General features: G+C 53.0%; 16 protein-coding genes and 2 pseudogenes. 9 read left to right on the forward strand and 9 right to left on the reverse strand.

Annotation, left to right across the window (positions count from 1 at the left end; all coding sequences use genetic code 11):
* Positions 1 to 27: 27 nt before the first annotated feature.
* Both I9H09_RS02680 and I9H09_RS02685 read right to left on the reverse strand, forming a co-directional pair.
* On the reverse strand, positions 28 to 432 hold the full coding sequence (locus I9H09_RS02680; RefSeq protein WP_223810536.1) for a hypothetical protein: 405 nt from the start codon (positions 430 to 432) through the stop codon (positions 28 to 30).
* A 243-nt stretch (positions 433 to 675) separates the two neighbouring features.
* Positions 676 to 1,170, reverse strand: coding sequence for a hypothetical protein (locus I9H09_RS02685; RefSeq protein WP_236502301.1), 495 nt, complete (start codon positions 1,168 to 1,170; stop codon positions 676 to 678).
* Between the two features lie 1,006 nt (positions 1,171 to 2,176).
* Between I9H09_RS02685 and I9H09_RS02690 the strand changes: the two genes are divergently transcribed.
* Complete coding sequence (locus I9H09_RS02690; RefSeq protein WP_183136696.1) at positions 2,177 to 2,665, forward strand: hypothetical protein; 489 nt, start codon at positions 2,177 to 2,179, stop codon at positions 2,663 to 2,665.
* 134 nt (positions 2,666 to 2,799) lie between these two features.
* On the opposite strand, the gene I9H09_RS02695 is transcribed toward I9H09_RS02690, so the two are convergent.
* A complete protein-coding gene (locus I9H09_RS02695) occupies positions 2,800 to 2,925 on the reverse strand; it encodes a type IV pilus biogenesis protein PilM (protein ID WP_223810538.1) in 126 nt (41 codons plus the stop codon).
* 429 nt (positions 2,926 to 3,354) lie between these two features.
* Here I9H09_RS02695 and I9H09_RS02700 point away from each other — a divergent pair, with 429 nt between their 5' ends.
* The gene (locus tag I9H09_RS02700) at positions 3,355 to 4,665 is read left to right on the forward strand and encodes a hypothetical protein (protein WP_235662960.1); all 1,311 of its coding nucleotides are present in this window, start codon (positions 3,355 to 3,357) and stop codon (positions 4,663 to 4,665) included.
* A gap of 83 nt (positions 4,666 to 4,748) precedes the next feature.
* A complete protein-coding gene (locus I9H09_RS02705) occupies positions 4,749 to 5,090 on the forward strand; it encodes a hypothetical protein (RefSeq protein WP_122347379.1) in 342 nt (113 codons plus the stop codon).
* Positions 5,091 to 5,129: 39 nt separating this feature from the next.
* On the opposite strand, the gene I9H09_RS27040 is transcribed toward I9H09_RS02705, so the two are convergent.
* From I9H09_RS27040 to I9H09_RS02715, 3 genes and pseudogenes are all read right to left on the reverse strand, one after another.
* A complete protein-coding gene (locus I9H09_RS27040) occupies positions 5,130 to 6,005 on the reverse strand; it encodes a methyl-accepting chemotaxis protein (protein ID WP_371903811.1) in 876 nt (291 codons plus the stop codon).
* Positions 5,991 to 6,764, reverse strand: a pseudogene (locus I9H09_RS27045) (MCP four helix bundle domain-containing protein); the annotation flags it as partial. The gene I9H09_RS27040 and the pseudogene I9H09_RS27045, both read right to left, overlap by 15 nt.
* Positions 6,765 to 7,097: 333 nt before the next feature.
* A complete protein-coding gene (locus I9H09_RS02715; protein ID WP_122347378.1) occupies positions 7,098 to 7,904 on the reverse strand; it encodes a cytochrome c in 807 nt (268 codons plus the stop codon).
* A gap of 211 nt (positions 7,905 to 8,115) precedes the next feature.
* On the opposite strand from I9H09_RS02715, the gene I9H09_RS02720 reads away from it, so the two are divergent.
* The 5 genes from I9H09_RS02720 (at position 8,116) to I9H09_RS02740 (ending at position 12,262) form a co-directional block, all read left to right on the forward strand.
* Positions 8,116 to 8,829 carry a methyltransferase gene (locus tag I9H09_RS02720; protein ID WP_122347377.1) on the forward strand — a complete coding sequence of 238 codons (714 nt, stop codon included), beginning with the start codon at positions 8,116 to 8,118 and terminating at the stop codon, positions 8,827 to 8,829.
* Between the two features lie 410 nt (positions 8,830 to 9,239).
* Positions 9,240 to 10,100 carry a GNAT family N-acetyltransferase gene (locus I9H09_RS02725; protein WP_024670899.1) on the forward strand — a complete coding sequence of 287 codons (861 nt, stop codon included), beginning with the start codon at positions 9,240 to 9,242 and terminating at the stop codon, positions 10,098 to 10,100.
* Positions 10,101 to 10,169: 69 nt separating this feature from the next.
* Positions 10,170 to 11,447: an NAD(P)/FAD-dependent oxidoreductase gene (locus tag I9H09_RS02730; protein WP_005895594.1), complete on the forward strand. Its 1,278-nt coding sequence runs from the start codon at positions 10,170 to 10,172 to the stop codon at positions 11,445 to 11,447.
* Positions 11,448 to 11,638: 191 nt separating this feature from the next.
* Positions 11,639 to 11,794, forward strand: coding sequence for a hypothetical protein (locus tag I9H09_RS02735; RefSeq protein ID WP_005895597.1), 156 nt, complete (start codon positions 11,639 to 11,641; stop codon positions 11,792 to 11,794).
* A 90-nt stretch (positions 11,795 to 11,884) separates the two neighbouring features.
* Positions 11,885 to 12,262, forward strand: coding sequence for a hypothetical protein (locus tag I9H09_RS02740; RefSeq protein ID WP_024670900.1), 378 nt, complete (start codon positions 11,885 to 11,887; stop codon positions 12,260 to 12,262).
* Between the two features lie 111 nt (positions 12,263 to 12,373).
* Here I9H09_RS02740 and I9H09_RS02745 read toward each other — a convergent pair.
* The 3 genes and pseudogenes from I9H09_RS02745 to I9H09_RS02755 all read right to left on the reverse strand — a co-directional run.
* Positions 12,374 to 12,529 (reverse strand): annotated as a pseudogene (locus tag I9H09_RS02745) (YetF domain-containing protein); the annotation flags it as partial.
* A gap of 2 nt (positions 12,530 to 12,531) precedes the next feature.
* Positions 12,532 to 13,302 (reverse strand): OBAP family protein, encoded by a 771-nt coding sequence (locus I9H09_RS02750; RefSeq protein WP_053481615.1) that lies wholly within the window; start codon positions 13,300 to 13,302, stop codon positions 12,532 to 12,534.
* Positions 13,303 to 13,380: 78 nt separating this feature from the next.
* Positions 13,381 to 13,908 carry a CinA family protein gene (locus tag I9H09_RS02755; protein WP_024670902.1) on the reverse strand — a complete coding sequence of 176 codons (528 nt, stop codon included), beginning with the start codon at positions 13,906 to 13,908 and terminating at the stop codon, positions 13,381 to 13,383.
* 339 nt (positions 13,909 to 14,247) lie between these two features.
* Between I9H09_RS02755 and I9H09_RS02760 the strand changes: the two genes are divergently transcribed.
* Positions 14,248 to 16,437: an ATP-binding protein gene (locus I9H09_RS02760; protein ID WP_236502305.1), complete on the forward strand. Its 2,190-nt coding sequence runs from the start codon at positions 14,248 to 14,250 to the stop codon at positions 16,435 to 16,437.
* The last annotated feature ends 145 nt before the right edge of the window (positions 16,438 to 16,582 follow it).

Consider the following 16,582-nt stretch of genomic DNA (forward strand, 5'->3'; position numbering starts at 1 on the left):
CTATGCACAAACCTATGAGGCAAGCCCCTACGCCGCCTCCGGTTGTTTGTGCTTTCGGGCCTGGCCTACCGCTTGGCGCAAGGCTTTCCGGTAGGTGTGCAAGTGTGAGTAATTTTCCTGAGCGTCGTATCGATTGGTATTGCTGTAACCAATCAGCATGTCGTTCAGATACAGAGAGTAAATAACGGTTGATTGTCCGAGCGGTTCGCTGGAAGGCATGTTGCGCAGAAAGCGTTCACGAATTTGCTGTGCATCGCCCAAGCGTGCTGTATCCACACCTAATATTTCCAAGGAGGACGCCGGGCTGTCGGTCCAGTATTCGACAAATGCGTAGGCGTCTTGCGGACCCGCATCGCGCAAAGTCAATAACCCTGCACGCATCGGTAAGCTCGCGCGGATCAATGAGGTATCGGAGCTGATGTCGAGGTTCATTCGAAGGTTTCCAGAAAGATGTAAATGGACTGGGTAACGCAGGCGACCAGCTGTTCCAGTTGTTCGCTGGTTTCTTCGCCCATCGAGAAACGCAAGAAGGGATCTGTTGACTCCGCTATTGCCGCAGCCGCTGAAATACGGGTAACGCCAAACCCGAAGCTCAGCCTTTGGTGATCGATACGCCTGCGCTTCTGCAACTGTTAATGATGAGTTCGATCAAGCCCTCCAGGCAGTGCCGATTGTTCAAGCCCGGCTCACTGAAAGTGATGGCAACGACACTTCCACCATGTTTCCACTGGCGCTCGCGCCAGTCGCGCGGATAGGGGACCCTTGCCACGCGGGCTGCTTCCGGGTGTTTTGGAAAGACTTCGCGTAAAAGAAAGCTTTCCAGCGTCGAGTAGGCCGCTGACCGCTGGAGGTTAGCAGCGCTGTGCGCGCTCCACCGCCGAAGCCGATCGCACGCACCAGGTTCAGTTCAAGCTCGCGCAGGGCCACCGAACCATAGCGTTCATAGTTCACAGAGCTGGTTTGCAGGTCCGCAGGATCGAAAAACATGATCTCTGTGCTTTGATCGGTACTTGCACTGCACCAGTTCAAGGCTGAGCGGGCGAGTCCGAACTGTTGAATCAACAAGCGATATCGCTGCGCGACCCGACGCCCGTCCAGACCCGGGCTGCGGCAACTGCTGATCATTTTACGGGTGCTGTCCAGCGCATCGCCCATGAAACTTTCAATCATGGGGTCTACGGGTAACGACTCGCGCAGGGTAAAACGACAGGTGTTGCTGCAGGGTTGCTTGCAACTCGTTCAAGGCTTGTTCCACACGATCTACCAGTTGCATCCACATCGACAGAAGTGTGGCTTCGCTGGTTGGCACCGCACTGTAAGAGCTGGTCTTTTCGACGGTCCGAGATGTCTTGCCTGACGCTGACGCCGATAGCTCAATTGAGGCCGTATAGACAGAAGCTCCGGGGGGAAGCAAGTGCAGTGCATTATAAGCGCCGCGCAATTTGAAAGAGCCAGTCCGCTGCAGACACTCCAGCTTCGCCCACACCCTTCGGTTGTTAGAGCTGAGTCAAGGCAACTCGACAATGGGAGTTCTGACAATGTTGCGCGAAAGTGCAGGGTAGGCGTTTCGGATCTTCTGGTACACGTGTGCCAATAACTCGGAACCGGAGCTGTTAGTTATCGTCTGCATAAATTACAAAGGCCTCCTTGATAGGGGACGCGGCCGCAGGTATCGCCTGCCTGGCAGGCTTTACGTAGATGGGCGCTGTTGTATCGCTGCTGAGCGCACCCAATGGAATCAAGCCTATAGGTGGTCGACACTGAGCTTGGCGTTCCGGCGACAACGAATGATTGCGTTATAACTAACTAAGCCTATGCGTTCGAAAAGCGTAGTGATCCCGCTTTCTCATCCGACATCACATCTGTAACGTGGTGATAAATACGTTATCGCCAATGGCTGCCGCTTTTCGAGGACAGTGTGCGCTACCGAGAGGTAGCTCTGATGGTGTACTCGGTTTTCTTGATGCTACGCTATGGGAATAATGGGTAATTTGCAGTCCCAGGCTGCCTGGTTGGTAGATCTTGCAAATTCAGGAATCCTTTTGCAGGATGTGCATAGGGCCATAGTCATAACTGGTATGCAGTGCGCACATGAAATTGTAACATCGCCAACGTGGGTGAGAGTCTCAGTACGTTGACGTAACGTCCTTCATAAAATCAGGCGAGGAAAAGTGAATTGAAATTCATCACAATGGTAACCACAGCTCTGCTCCTGCTCATGAGCGGCGCTCACGCCGAGGGACTGACAACCTCGGTGGATGGTAAAGAACTGACCGTTAGCTTCGGTAAGCCCACCATCAAGCAAGTGCTGCATTACCGTAAAATGTACGACAAAAAACCTTTCCCTGATGCCGAGATCTATTACTACGACAACGGCACATACAAACTCATTTCGCAGGGCGAGAACCACTATGGCGTTTACTCCATACAGGGCAAGCCAGACGAAGAAACTTTCACCGTGCGTTTCATTTCTCTGCCGTCTAGCGACTGGGGGAATAAAACGGCCTTTCATCAGTTAACTTTCGTCCGTGGAGACAAGCAAAGCATATTCATCCAGAACGCCGTTGTTGATACCGGCGAAGCCCTTGCCGAGCAGAATGGCACTTACACCCAAGAAGAAAATACCGTAACGAATCCGGTGCACACCGACTGGAAAAATAAATAATCCTCAGGGAGTATTTAGTCGTGGAGGTTCTTCTCTATCTACCCGTTCGTAAAATGCTACCGCCCCTGCGGCTTGGTGGCAGGCGATAACCAGCGCGACCTATCACAGTGTCTTGATGGGTAGGCGACGGCTGCTCAATTTGAAACTGCCACAGGGAGCGTAACAACCACGCTCCCTGAGGCTGGTGTGATGAGACTACCGGAGGATCCTATGCCGATGGCTGGCGATCCCCCGGTCAACTCGATCATCGCTGAAACCAGGCCAGGCGTTCAGCAGCGTTGTTGTCGAGCGGCAGGCTTGTGCTTGCCACGATGTCTGGCGGAAGTGACGACCTTCTAATCCGCTCCTTCGCTGATCGGTCCGGCGATACTTTCGGCTTCGTTGAGCAGCGCCAACACCTGCCACAGGTACGCTGAATAAAAAGCCTAAAAGAGGCCCCGTCAGCGTGGTGCTCCCCCCCATCAATGCATTCGTCAGTTTTGAATCTGTCTTCGGAACTCACGAGCTCTTGTGACCACACATGAGGCCAAATTAATTCATTCGAGACAGTTCAGGGCCTGATCAACAATGCCCAACGCATCGCGCAATTGAGGTACGTGCCGGCCTGATGTGGGGAAGGTGCGCCTGAAACTCACGAAACGCCGCACTCGCCTCGACTTTATAACCTTTCACCTTTGTATGGAGAAATCATGCGCTCAACCCTATCGATCCCTGTTTCCAAAACATCAGTTTTCAACGACTATCAGCAGCCCGCAGCGGTGGTGTCGGCACCGACACCGACACCGACACCGACACCGTCGTCACCAATAGACAAAAAAACGGGTACTAGCTCGGTTGTTAATTCGGCACGCGACAAAGCGTTGCAATCGAAATTAAATAAACTTTTCCCCACGCTAAGGCGTTCCAATTCAACCTCCGCAGAAACCACACACAAGCTGGCGCCCGATGTACGCCGGTTCGACACCTTGCTGCATCCCACTGAAAATGCCAGCAATCTCAGCGCAGGAATTCTGATGCTGGCTCAAAACGACAAGCGTCAATGGCAGCGCGTGACGTGCTCACCCGGTTTACTTTTACAGAACATTGAAGTGCGACCTGAAAAAGGCCTGCTGAATCTGACCGGATCGGAAAAGTTTTGCAGCGGCGAACTGAGCCAAACAGAAAAACGCGATCTTCAGCGCGCCGTCACCAGTATCGTAATGACCTACAACCAGATAGCGGCGGAGCATGGGGAAACACCGATCAGCATTCATGAAAATCATTTGGAGGGCGATGGCAAGGTGTACGAGGATCGACGTATTCCACGCAAATCGAATGAAAAGGATTACGATTATTACCACACACTGGGCGTCAGTTATGCCGATAATGGAAAAATGCTGCCGCATTACCATCTTGAGTTTAATGGCACATTAAACAAACACAACGTCGGTATAATACTCGACAATCTGAAGCACTTGGGCAAGCAAGTAATAAAGAAAGACATTCTGACTGAAAAAGAAATTACCGCAGTTTTAGAAAAGCTCCCGGAACATAATGGCACACCCGGCTTCAATGCCGCGATGGTTAGAGAGCAGCGTCCACTGCTGCCCAACGAAATAACCGACCCAACAGCACGGGTGCAGCGCCGCGACGAGCTTGAGGGTGACTTCATTTCCTTATCAAGTCACAACACCGAATTGGCAGCTGATAAAGATCGCTTGTTCATTCGGAACGCGCATATGAATTCTTTCCGACCAGCCGAGCCTATATTCGAATGCTTTTCAGCAGGCCAGGTATCGGTCATCGACGACTTGCGGAAAATTGAGAAATATCTGCAGTCGGACAACTCCGAATCTTCTGGCCAGTTAGATTTCAATGAGCTTTTAGCGATCCACTTTAGCTTGAATAAAGCGCTGAAGGAATTGAACGGCGATGCGAGCAGCACTGTCGAGCAACGTCAGGAGTTGGCGGCCAGATTTGGCGCCGGTATCGAGAAGATCAAACAGTTGGTGACCTCATGATGGCAACACGCCCTAGCTGAATCCAACGATGATCGAAACAAGCGCAAGTATAGGGGGGCGGTGAACATTAAGCCTGGCATCCGATGGGCGAGCTGATTATCACCAGCGTCGGCGAGCGCCGACTAACAGCACTGAGGTTCCAGGAAACTGCCCGCAGTGCCGGCAGCGGCGAGTGGTTCGCCAATATCCGCAACCCAAGCAAGCGCCGGGCGCGCCAAGCAGATCTGCGCAGCTTTGCCGATGTCGAAGAGTTTCGCGCGGTGAGCCGGGCGCACGTTTTTAGCTTGGAGCGCCTAGATGGAGCGACGCGCTCTGTCGGAGCGAAGGCTTCCGATGATTGCATTTCGGCCGAATTCAGCGAGAAGCATATCCACTGCACACGGTACAGTTTGGCCTTTGTATCGCGCCTAAACCTGCCGCTGTAAGAGCTTCAGCCAGGATTAAAAAACTGTGGTAACAAAAAATCACACAAGTTTAAAATTCTTCAATAGAAGATCCAGCGAATTAGCGGTATTAGACAGGCCCTGACTGGCCATGTTAGTGATTTTAGAATTCTCCACGCCTTCGTTAGCCAACGTCCTGATTTTTTCAAGATTTTGCTCAATCTCTCGTGTCACGCTTGCTTGCTCTTCTGCCGCCCTGGCAATGACCTGGTTGCGATCACTGATTTTTTCAATAGCTAAACTTACTTTTTCTAATGATTTGCCGGCGCCCAAAGCGACTTCAAGTGTTGTGCTGGCATTACTAACACTTCTGTTGATGGCTCCAATGGCTTGATCTGTACCTAGGCTAATACTGCTTACCAAGCTTTCTATTTCGAGAGTCGATGCGCGCGTACGCGACGCAAGATTACGAACTTCATCAGCGACGACGGCGAATCCACGGCCCAGCTCGCCTGCTCGTGCTGCTTCAATAGCAGCATTCAATGCGAGCAGATTCGTTTGGTCGGCCACTGAGCGGATATCCACTAATATATTGTTGATGCCGGCTGCTTGATGGGCAAAATCATTCACTAAAACCGAGCTTTGTTGAACATCGCCTGTAAGTTCCTGGATGGCTTTAATGACATTGATAACAAGACGATTTCCTTCCAGGGTTGATTCGGCGGATGATTTCGACGCTTGCGCAGTGGTAACCGCATTAGTCGCCACCTCATCGACAGCAATGCTCATTTCATTGAACGCTGTGGCAACACGCTCGACTTGTTGATTCTCTTCATCGGCCGACTTGGCATGTGATTCAGCCAGAAGGCTTAAATCAGAAGCAGAAGCCGTAAGGTTCTTGGCGGTGTGGGTGATGATGCCCAATGTTTCAGAGAGTTTTCCTTGCATGACTTGCATGGACTTCTGAAGTAAAGAAAGTTCATCATCGCCTGAAACGTCGATAGGTTCCCTCAGGTCTCCTCGAGCAATGCGATCAGCAATGTCGACCGTGATCTTTAAAGGCCTCTGAATACTCCTCACTATAGTCCAGGCTAAGACGCCACCCAAGATAAATACAGCGATGACAAAAAAGACAGAAAGATTCACTATTTTTTTGTATTCTTGTTCGACGGATGAGTTTACCTTGACTGTTTTTTCTTCGATGTCTTCAGCCAATAGGTTCAGCTGTGAAAGAGCGGCATTGTGATTTTGATTAAGCTCATTATTAAGCAGTGATTTTAGTTTTTCGGTATCTCCCTGTTCTGACAGGGAAAGCAGTGCTGGAAACAAAACAGCGTATTCGTCCATTGCTTTTTTATAAGCGTCATAAGCTGTCTTTTGTTGTTCCCCGTGCACGAGACTTTCAAATTTATTTTGCTGTGTCTTGAGCTGATCATAACGCTGCTTCATCAAGCCGGTGATGCGATCCAACGTCGCCTGGTCACGGTTTGCCAATAGCCAGTAAGACAGCACTCTCAACCTAAGGGTGAGCTCCGTGAGTCGATTCATGGTCGTAGCCGTTGGTAGCATTTTTTGCCCTGTCTCAACTTGGGCAGCCCTCAGTTTCGATATTGACTGAAAGGAGAACACAGATAGAAACAGCACCATAAAACCTATCATTGCAAAGCTAAGATAGGCTCGGGTGCCTATTTTGAAATTTCTAATCATTGCCAGCATCCTGTTTTTTGTAAGGTTCTGTGAAAGCAACGTGTTAGGTTTTACGTTCAGTTTCAAGCGCTTTCAAGAGGATTAGATAATTTCACGACTCAATATAAATCAAGTTAAAACCTAAAAAGTCTCCTGGCAGATTGTTTTGATGTACAGGTGTTCATGTGTTGCTTTTAATGGGTTTGATTTTTCTGAGCGGCAAATCCAATGTATCGGCTCCAAGGAAAAATCTTTAGCACAACCACAACAAATTTATAAATTTTCGCTCAGCTGCATCAGCGTTGAGGATCAGGGCTCGAAAACAGTTGTTTTGTTGCAACGGGTAATAACGCACGCTATGGATCAAGGCTCTATCTTGCGTCCCGCCATATGCTGCAAATACGCCATCAGCCTCTGCAAGTCGGCATCCGGCAGTACCGTTTCCGAAAACCCCGGCATCTTCGCCTGTGGCCAATGACGCAAATCCTGAGGGTTGCGAATGTAGCGCTTGAGGAAGTCTATGCCCAGATACTCGGTCGGGTTATAGGGAATATTCAGATCGGGTCCTAACTGTGCATCACCTGCACCGTTCAAGCGGTGGCACGCCAGGCAGTTTCGTTGAAACAGTGCAAAGCCCTGATTGACCGGATCGTCAGGCTTGAGCGCTGGGTCCGGCAACATGGCGGGGAGGCGCTCGGCAACTGAAGCCATGCGTTTGATGCTGGCCACTTCGAATGGCCATTGCTCCGGGCTGATATTGCCTGCCTGCGGGTCCGTCCACACGATATAGAACGGCCCCGCGCTGGGTTTGCCAGGGGACAATGGCGGCCAAGGATGGGCAGGGTCCTCGATAGCCAGCCAGGCCCGTGCGCCTTTATCGTTGAGTAGCGGTGCGGCGGGCAGCTCTGCGGCAAACCCGTCCAGTGCCACGGCCTGCAGGTGATCCTGAGGCTTGGTTCCCTTCAGCAGCGCGGCCAGAGGCACGGCACGGTAGGTCATGTCCCTCTTGTAGGACACATCATCTTTAACGGTAATAGCTTGCAGCTGAGGATGGGTAAGCAATTCTTCGGTTTGCCAGATGCGGCTGCTCTCGCCCAATTGCAATTCCAGCTGGGCAGCGGACAGCGTCTTGCTCAGCAGCAGAGCACCGAGAAGAATAAGTGCTTTCAAAACGTGGCCCTCCCTATCGTGAACTGCGAGAAGTCTTTCACAGACACATGGATGCTGAATAGCGGGCTGGTCGCAGGTCGGTGGTTTTTCATGAATCCAAGCCAACGCGCGTAGTAAGGAGTCGGGAAGGGCTGAAGTCAGTTGAGCTATTGGAACCATAACGGATTCGCTACCACTCACCTTGGGTCACTACCGGCCAAGGGCGTTTTCAATGCACGAAGATGCAAATGAATCGACAGAAATCCATACCCGGGTTTTTCCGATGGAATGGATTGAGATCGGGCCCTGCACGTTTTCAAGCCACGCGCAGCACGTTGCCAATCTGACCAACCCGCAACCTGCTCCCTCAATAGGCGGAGTCGAGTTGTTTCTTCCGCCTAATGTGTACCATCCCGGGACCGGACTGTCCTCCAGCCTTTTGGTCGAAGCGCTGTCGAGCAAAAATCTGGGGAGAACCGTGTTGGACCTCGGGTGTGGCAGTGGTTATATAGGGATATCTCTCTATCGCCCTGGGATGGATCTGGTTCTGGCCGATATTTCAAAAGACTCAATTTTGAGCAGCACCGAAAACCTCCGCCGTATGGAGATACCGGGGAGGGTGCTAGAGAGCGATTTATTCTCAAATCTGAAAGGCCTGCGCTTCGACACGATTCTGTTTAATCCGCCTTTACTCGACAAAAAGATAGAACACGAAGCTGAAATCGCATTATGTGACCCTAATGGTGATTTGCTGACTCGTTTTCTCACTGAGGCGCCACAGCATTTGATTTCAACGGGGTGTATTTACTTTATTGCGTCCAACCTGATGAACCGTGAGGTGTTATTAAATGGATTAGTCGGTTATCGATACAACATTATCTCGTCTTCATTTTCCACTCAGTCGCAGGTCTCACGCTGGATAATCAGCGCCCGGCCAAAGCATTGAGCCACAGGCTGAGATAGGTGTGATCGTCACGTAACAGCCCCTTGTAAACGTCTGCACAGCGTAGGGGTGTTGCGATGGCGTCCTGAATCAAAAAACACGCAGGCAATTGTTTATCCCCTGATGTACCCAGCCATTCGACCCCTCTGCGCGTGCTGTCAGCGAGTCAACGCTGATGAGCGCCGAATCTTCTGCGAGAGGCCCACGCTTGGTGCAATACGCCAAGTCTGCTGAGGAACTTGGACAATACGGTTTTTTCTATCAGCCAAACGGCCCGTTCAACACCATCTGCTGATTTCCTGGTGTTGTAATAAAAGGGTGTTGCAGCAATCACAATGGCTACATCGTTGATATACCTGCCCGAGGCACTTTTGGTGAGCAATCCCGAAGGAACTGTATGTGGAGCACCCTCTATGGGCTCGTCTCCATGCGTGATACCGCTGTGCGCAGACCATTTACCGCAGGCGGTGGGGCTTTCAGACGCTTTGCGCTGGCCTTACCGAGAGGCGGAATGGCGCTTCGCCTTCGATCTTGGCGCTGGTCTTGCGGTGGAGGTGGAGGGGCAACTGCTTGCCACGGCGTTGTGGTGGCCACAAGGCGAAAACCATGCCTCGGTAGGTATGATCATTGTTTCCCCCTCGCTGCAGGGCCAGGGCATCGGGCGCGCTCTGATGGATCAACTGATGCAGCAGGCCGGCGAGCGAACGCTGATCCTCAATTCCACTCAGCAAGGCCTGGCACTGTACACGCGGCTCGGCTTCGTTGCGCATGGGAAGGTCAACCAGCACCAGGCAAAGCTTGAACATGTCGCTCACCTTGTTCCTGATTCGGTGAGCGTGCGTGTCATGCAGGCCGATGACGAGCAACCGCTGCAACAACTGGATCTGGCCGCCACAGGCCGGGATCGCAGTGTATTACTGAAAGCCTTGTTCGACCACGCCAGTACCTTGGTCATTGATCGCGGCGCGGGTGTTTCAGCTTACGGCTGTGTGCGCGAGTTCGGGCAGGGTGTGGTCATCGGTCCGGTAATCGCCAGGGGGCCTGCTGCTGCAGCGGATGCCAAGGCGCTGATCGCGGCACTGGCCAATACCCATCGCGGACAGCTCGTGCGTATCGACGTCACTGAAGACGCAGGCTTATCGGATTGGTTGACCGAGCAAGGTCTGCCCTGCGTCGACCATGCGATACCCATGGTCCGCCTGACGCCATTGCAGGTTTGCCCTGCTGAAACTGATGCGCGGCTGTTCGCCCTGTCCAACCAGTCGATTGGTTGACGCGTACGGCCAGCGAATTTGTGTAATGCGCGACCCGATGATTAACCCTGAAATAATGGACAGCCCCTGATGAAACTGATGCCCTACTGGCTGGATACCGCGCCTGCATTTGCAGCCGGTGAACGTGATGCGCCCAGTGGCGAGGTAGATGTGGCAATCGTCGGCGCCGGCTTTACCGGTCTGTCCGCCGCGATTGCGCTTGCCAAAAAAGGCGCGAGCGTGGCCGTGTTCGAAGCAGGCTTGGTCGGCAATGCGGCTTCCGGTCGCAATGGCGGGATGTGTAACAACGGCTTTGCTCAGGATTACTACGCACTGTCGACTGCCATCGGGCGTGAGCGCGCGAATATGTTGTACCGCGCCTTTGATGCCGGGGTAAGCAAAGTCGAATCCCTGATCGCGGAGGAGGGCATCGACTGCAATTTCAAGCGCGTCGGAAAGCTCAAGCTTGCGGCCAAACCTGAGCACTTTGACAAGCTGGCCCGGTCGCAGGCGCTCATGGAGCAGGAGTGTGACCCCGACACCTACATGTTGACGCGCGAGCAGTTGAGCAGCGAGATCGGTTCGGACCGGTATTTTGGCGGCCTGGTTTTCGGCAAAAGCGCCGGCATGCATGTTGGTCGCTACGGCCAGGGCCTTGCAGAGGCGGCTGCCCGACGCGGGGTGCGAATCTATGAAAATGCCCCGGTGCTTGGTCTTTCGCGTCAGACTGGCACAGTGCATCAAGTCAAGACGCCGCGTGGTGAAGTGCGTGCCAAACAAGTGCTGCTTGCGACCGGTACATCCTCGGTGGGCCCCTTGGCGTGGTTTCGCCGACGCATTGTGCCGGTGGGGGCGTTTATCATTGTCACAGAGCCCCTTTCAATAGAGGTGCTTGACCGTCTGTTACCACGCCGACGCATGACCACCGATACGAAAAACTTCGTCAATTACTTTCGGGTTACTCCCGACAATCGTTTGCTGTTCGGTGGTCGTGCGCGATTCGCTACATCCAACCCCGCCTCCGACATGAAAAGCGGGATCATCCTGCAGAAATCGCTGATCGAAGTATTTCCGGAATTGAGCAATACACGCATTGATTACTGTTGGGGTGGCATGGTCGATATGACCCGCGACCGCCTTCCTCGCGCCGGTGAGCATGATGGGTTGTTTTATTCAATGGGCTACAGCGGCCACGGCACGCATATGTCGACCTATATGGGCGCGATCATGGCCGAAGTTCTCGACGGCCGTTCCGACTTGAACCCATGGCGGGACTTTACTTGGCCAGCGATTCCTGGGCATTTCGGGAACCCCTGGTTTCTGCCATTGGTGGGTGCGTATTACCGGTTTCAAGATCTTCTACGATGAAATAGCTGCCGGGACGTGAGCACATCAAGTTCGCCATGCACACTGGGTATTTCATAATTCACTCTGGCAAACCCTGGGTAGAAATGCACTGAACGCCTTGGCACGACCTGACTCCAAATCTTGTCCCGGCGCTCAAAACCAACATATCGCGTCGATGGATATTTGAATCCTCTGCCAATCAAGGAATTCCCATGACCGATCCACGTAACGTCGCTCACGACAAAAAAGTCCAGCAAGAGAAAAAGAACCACGGTGAAGAAATTGCGCCAAATGCCGAGCACGCACCTCAGCCAGGCATGAAGCCTGCGCTCAAACACGATGATGAAGAGCAAGACGAGCAAGCTTGAGCCGGGCGCTAGCCTGACCTGATATTGCCGTGTGGCGGCGCTGACTCAAGTCGGCGGTCGCTGCATACCTTTTAAGAGGAGGTAAATGTCATGCCACGTGGAAGCAAGGACAAATACACCGAAGAACAGAAGCGTAAGGCTGAGCACATCGAGGAGTCTTACGAGCACAAAGGCGTACCCAAAGCTCAGGCTGAGGAACGTGCGTGGGCGACTGTCAACAAGCAGTCGGGAGGTGGCGAAAAACCAGGAGGGTCTGGTCGCAAAACGCCTCTGGCACGCAAGCAGAAAGCCGAGTCCGACTCCGCGAAACGCGCCGCTAAAACCCGACAGTGTCATTCACGAGAATCCTCTGCGTCATTGGAGACGCAAACCAAGGCGAGCCTGATGACGGAAGCCCGAAGTCGTAACCTGTCGGGACGGTCCAGCATGACCAAAGCCGAGTTGATCGAGGCGTTAAAGAAGAAGTAGCTTGCACACTAAATGTGCGTGCGTCTTGATTCGATGGCTTTCGATGACTAAAGCAATTTTTGATCTACTGGGTGTTAAAAAACACCCAGTCGTGTTCAGCAATGCGCGCTATCAAGTTGCAGGTATGATCGAGATAGCCCCATTTCTTTCAATGAACGCGTACTTGATATCTTTCATCTCGACGATCCCTTGAGTGGTTCGTGCAGCTTCCATGATGTCTGCTTCGGTGATGCGCACGTCTTTTATTATGCGCAGCAATGGTTTGCCTACTAATGAGAGTGGCCGCCTGTGGGGTCTTTTATCTGAAAGGCGTTGCCGTTACGCCAGGCGTCGGCACCTGCGTCTACCGCCGGTGTCGGAATATCTGCTCGAGACTTTTTCTCTTCTTCGCTGTTTACGCCGAATCTGGAATCTCTTTGCTGAACCAGCGCGGGCTTTATCTGCCCGTCAGAGGTGAATCCCATCATCAGTTGAGGCACGCCCAGAGGAAGAGTCTTGTCGAGGTCCGTATGCCACGTGTGCCAGGTTTTTCCGTAGGTATTCACGAGCTTCTCCATCAATGCATGCTCCGCCGGAGCAGGAATTCCCGGGGCGATGAGCTGACCTGATTTCACCTCATGCACATGGCTGTGCCACAAGGCCTTCTCGGCGGGCGGGAGCTGCGTGAACAATCGCTTGCTGATGATGTATTCGACGCCCATCAACTTTGCGTCCTTGACGTTACCGTCGTAGATGACGCACTGGATGACTTCTTCATTCACAATCGAACAATAGTGATGAGCTTCCATCTGTGAATGAAGACGACCGTTATAGAAATGGAAGCCGTCAAGGTATGCGTTCAACGCTTCAATGGGGGGGCGTGTCTGGAGAACATTCGCTCCGGCCTCAAGGACTTTTGTGGAGGCTGTTGCAGGCGCGCCGGGCGCATTAACATTGGAGCCGCTATTGTTGCCTGCGCACGCCACAATGGAGAATGCAGCGAAGACTGCGAGCGGTAGTCTGATTATTGTTCGTCTCGAGAAAGGGTGTGTGCTGTTCATCTCAACTCCTTGTAATGGCTCGCTTCAAGCAAACGTATGATCGATGATCAACCGGTCGACTGACTTCTGCGCAAGCTGTCACGCGTCGCAGAGGGGCGGGTGTTCATCAATTGAATTTTCCAGGCCCTTCAGCTTCAAGTGAACGTAAGGCAGCCTTTCCAATGCATGCAGTGCTGCCTCATGCTGCATGGTTTCTCTGTCGCCAGAGAAACGCTGTATTTCAGTGAATACGCAAGTGCGCCCTGCATGTACAAAGCCCCAGGCGAAACACACAGTACCTGCCGGAATGCCGTCTACGTCCTCGGTCCCGCACAGGCCGGTCGTTGCAATCGCTACATTGGCAGGGCTGTCCTGCAATGCGCCCTCTGCCATCTCTTGAGCAACCTCGACGCTGGTGAGATTGAAGCGCTCGATGGTTTCAGGCTTCACGCCCAAAAGGCGGTGCTTGGCCTCTGGCGAGTAAACAACGTAGCCGCAGTCGACCAACGAACCGCTGCCTGGAACCTCCGCCAAAAGAGCAACTATGCGACCTGCCGTACACGACTCGGCGGTGACCAGTAGCAAGTTGTGTTGCTGCAGATAACTGACGGTTTCACTCGCAGGCATGAGCGTGTTTTCTCACCTTTCAGGTTGTACGACTATTTCAGGTTGTACGACTATTTTTTAGGACAGATGAAAAACAGCTTCGTCTCGACTTTTTCAACAGGTATTGCGCGGCCACGACAGTCGAATTATTGAATCGATATCAACCAGGGCAGTCTAGAGTCATGCGCACCCGAATCACGACCAGGGTCTCAATGAGACGCATGGCACCCGTAACCGAATAGTTACCGGCCTCCAGGCTGTCAGGAAGTGGTATTGGCTGCTACGGATTGCATTGACCCAACGGTCTTTTCCAACGCTCTTCTTCCCACCCGCAACACGTTGACGTCGATGAGGAAAGCAATGCCCTATAGTGATGGAGTAGAGCACCTGACCAAGGCCGAACTCATGGCCGAGGTCTTACGCCTGCGCGCTGAAACTACAGGCAAGGAACAAAGCCTCCGACACACCAGCAAGGTCAAACTCGACCTGACAGAAACACCTGCCTCCGAAGTCACGTTGCGCCAAAGCCATGAGCTTTTTAGAACCATCCTCTACACAATCGAAGCCGCCTTCGCCATTGTCGAGGTGAAGTTTGACGAGCACGACAAGCCAGTGAATTATCGCTTCCTAGAGGCCAATCCTGCCTTCGAGCGGGAAGCCGGTGTCAATCTGCGTGGCAAGTGGGTGACAGAGTTTGCGCCTGACCTCGAGCCGTTCTGGTTTGAGATATACGGTCACGTCGCAAAAACCGGGGAGCCGAAAACGTTCGAGAATTACGCCAGAACATTCAACCGTTGGTTCGACGTGAGAGCCGTACAGGTGGGCAATCCTGACGACCGCCAGATTGCGATATTTTTCAGTGATGTGACTGAGCGGCGCAAAACTCAGGAGCGTTTGCGAGCCAGTGAAGCCCTGGCGCGTGAAAGTGTCGAGCGGGTGCAACTAGCACTTGCGGCCGGTGCCATTATCGGCACGTGGCACTGGGACCTTATCAGTGATGATTTCACCGTTGATGAGCCCTTTGCCGAGTCCTTTGGACTGGATCAGGCAATAGGTCGGCAAGGGCTGACACAAGCGCAGGTCCTGTCCACCGTACACCCTGATGACAGAGCGGGTATTACTGCAGCTATTGCACAAGTGATAGCGAGTGGCAGCGCCTACGTACATCAATATCGTGTTCGCCGCCCGGACGGTAATTACTATTGGATCGAGGCCAATGGCCGGGTTAACCGGGCTGAGGACGGAACGGCGCTTAGTTTGCCGGGTGTTCTGATAGACCTGGAAGAGCGCCGCGCCCTGGAAGCAGAGCGTGACAGGGCGATAGCAGATTTGCGTATGCTTAATGAAACACTGGAGCAGCGCGTTGCCGAGCGCACTGAAGAACTGATGCGATCCGAAGAGCAACTGCGGCAATCGCAGAAGATGGAGGCAGTGGGGCAGCTTACCGGGGGCCTGGCCCACGATTTCAATAATTTGTTAGCCGGCATCTTGGGCAGCCTTGAGCTTATGAACGCTCGTTTCGCACAAGGCAGGCTCACAAACATCGATAAGTATATGGCGGCGGCGCTTGGGGCGACAAAGCGCGCCGCAGCACTTACGCACCGCCTGCTGGCGTTTTCGCGCCGCCAGATTCTTGCGCCGACCGCGACTGACGTCAACGAACTCATCGGCGGCATGATTGATCTGCTCCAGCGTACGGTAGGTCCAAGTGTGCAGATCAAGACAGCCAAAGTCTCGGATCTATGGCTGGCATTGGTTGATCCTTCTCAACTGGAAAATGCCTTGTTGAATCTGTGCATCAATGCAAGTGACGCGATGCCTGACGGGGGCACTATTGTCATTGAGACGGCTAACCGTTCAATCGACGCGAAGGCCTCTTTACGCCAGGACATGCCTGAAGGAAATTATCTGTCGTTAAGTGTATCGGACACCGGAACGGGCATGCCTCCCGAGGTCATCGCCAAAGCGTTCGAACCTTTTTTTACCACCAAACCCATCGGTCAGGGTACAGGCCTGGGCTTATCCATGATTTACGGGTTTGCCAAACAATCAAACGGCCAGGTCCGCATTCACTCGGTTGTGGGAGCAGGGTCGACAGTAACCATCTACTTGCCCCAGCACCAGGGCGGCGTTTGCAATAGCGACTCCAGCTCCGCGCCAGTCGCTAACCCACGAGCGAAGGAAGGCGAAACAGTGTTGGTCGTCGAGGATGAGCCAACGGTACGTTTGTTGGTCACAGAGGTTTTGGAGGATCAAGGCTATATCGCTATTGAAGCAACTGACAGCGCGGGAGGGTTACGGATACTTCAGTCCAACGTGCGCCTGGATTTGCTTATAAGCGATGTGGGGTTGTCTGGCGGTATCAATGGGCGTCAGATGGCCGACGCAGGCCGTGTAACGCGGCCTGGTCTCAAAGTACTCTTCATTACCGGCTATGCGGAGGGCGCGTTGCTTAATGACGGCCAGCTTGAGGCCGGGATGTCAGTGCTGGCCAAGCCATTTGCGGCCAATGTGCTGATCGCCAGAGTCCAGCAAATGCTCGCTGAATGAAACGCGAGCTGATGGCGTTTTTTGCCGGTAGACCTGGCTGACAAGCGACACCATTACTTCCTGAAAGGGCAGCGCCGATTGGCTCATTGTTGATCACTGTCAGTGATACCGGATGATAAGTGAGACGTATTCTCATTATTTTCTG

This window comes from Pseudomonas tremae (assembly GCF_023278125.1).
GTDB lineage: Bacteria > Pseudomonadota > Gammaproteobacteria > Pseudomonadales > Pseudomonadaceae > Aquipseudomonas > Aquipseudomonas tremae.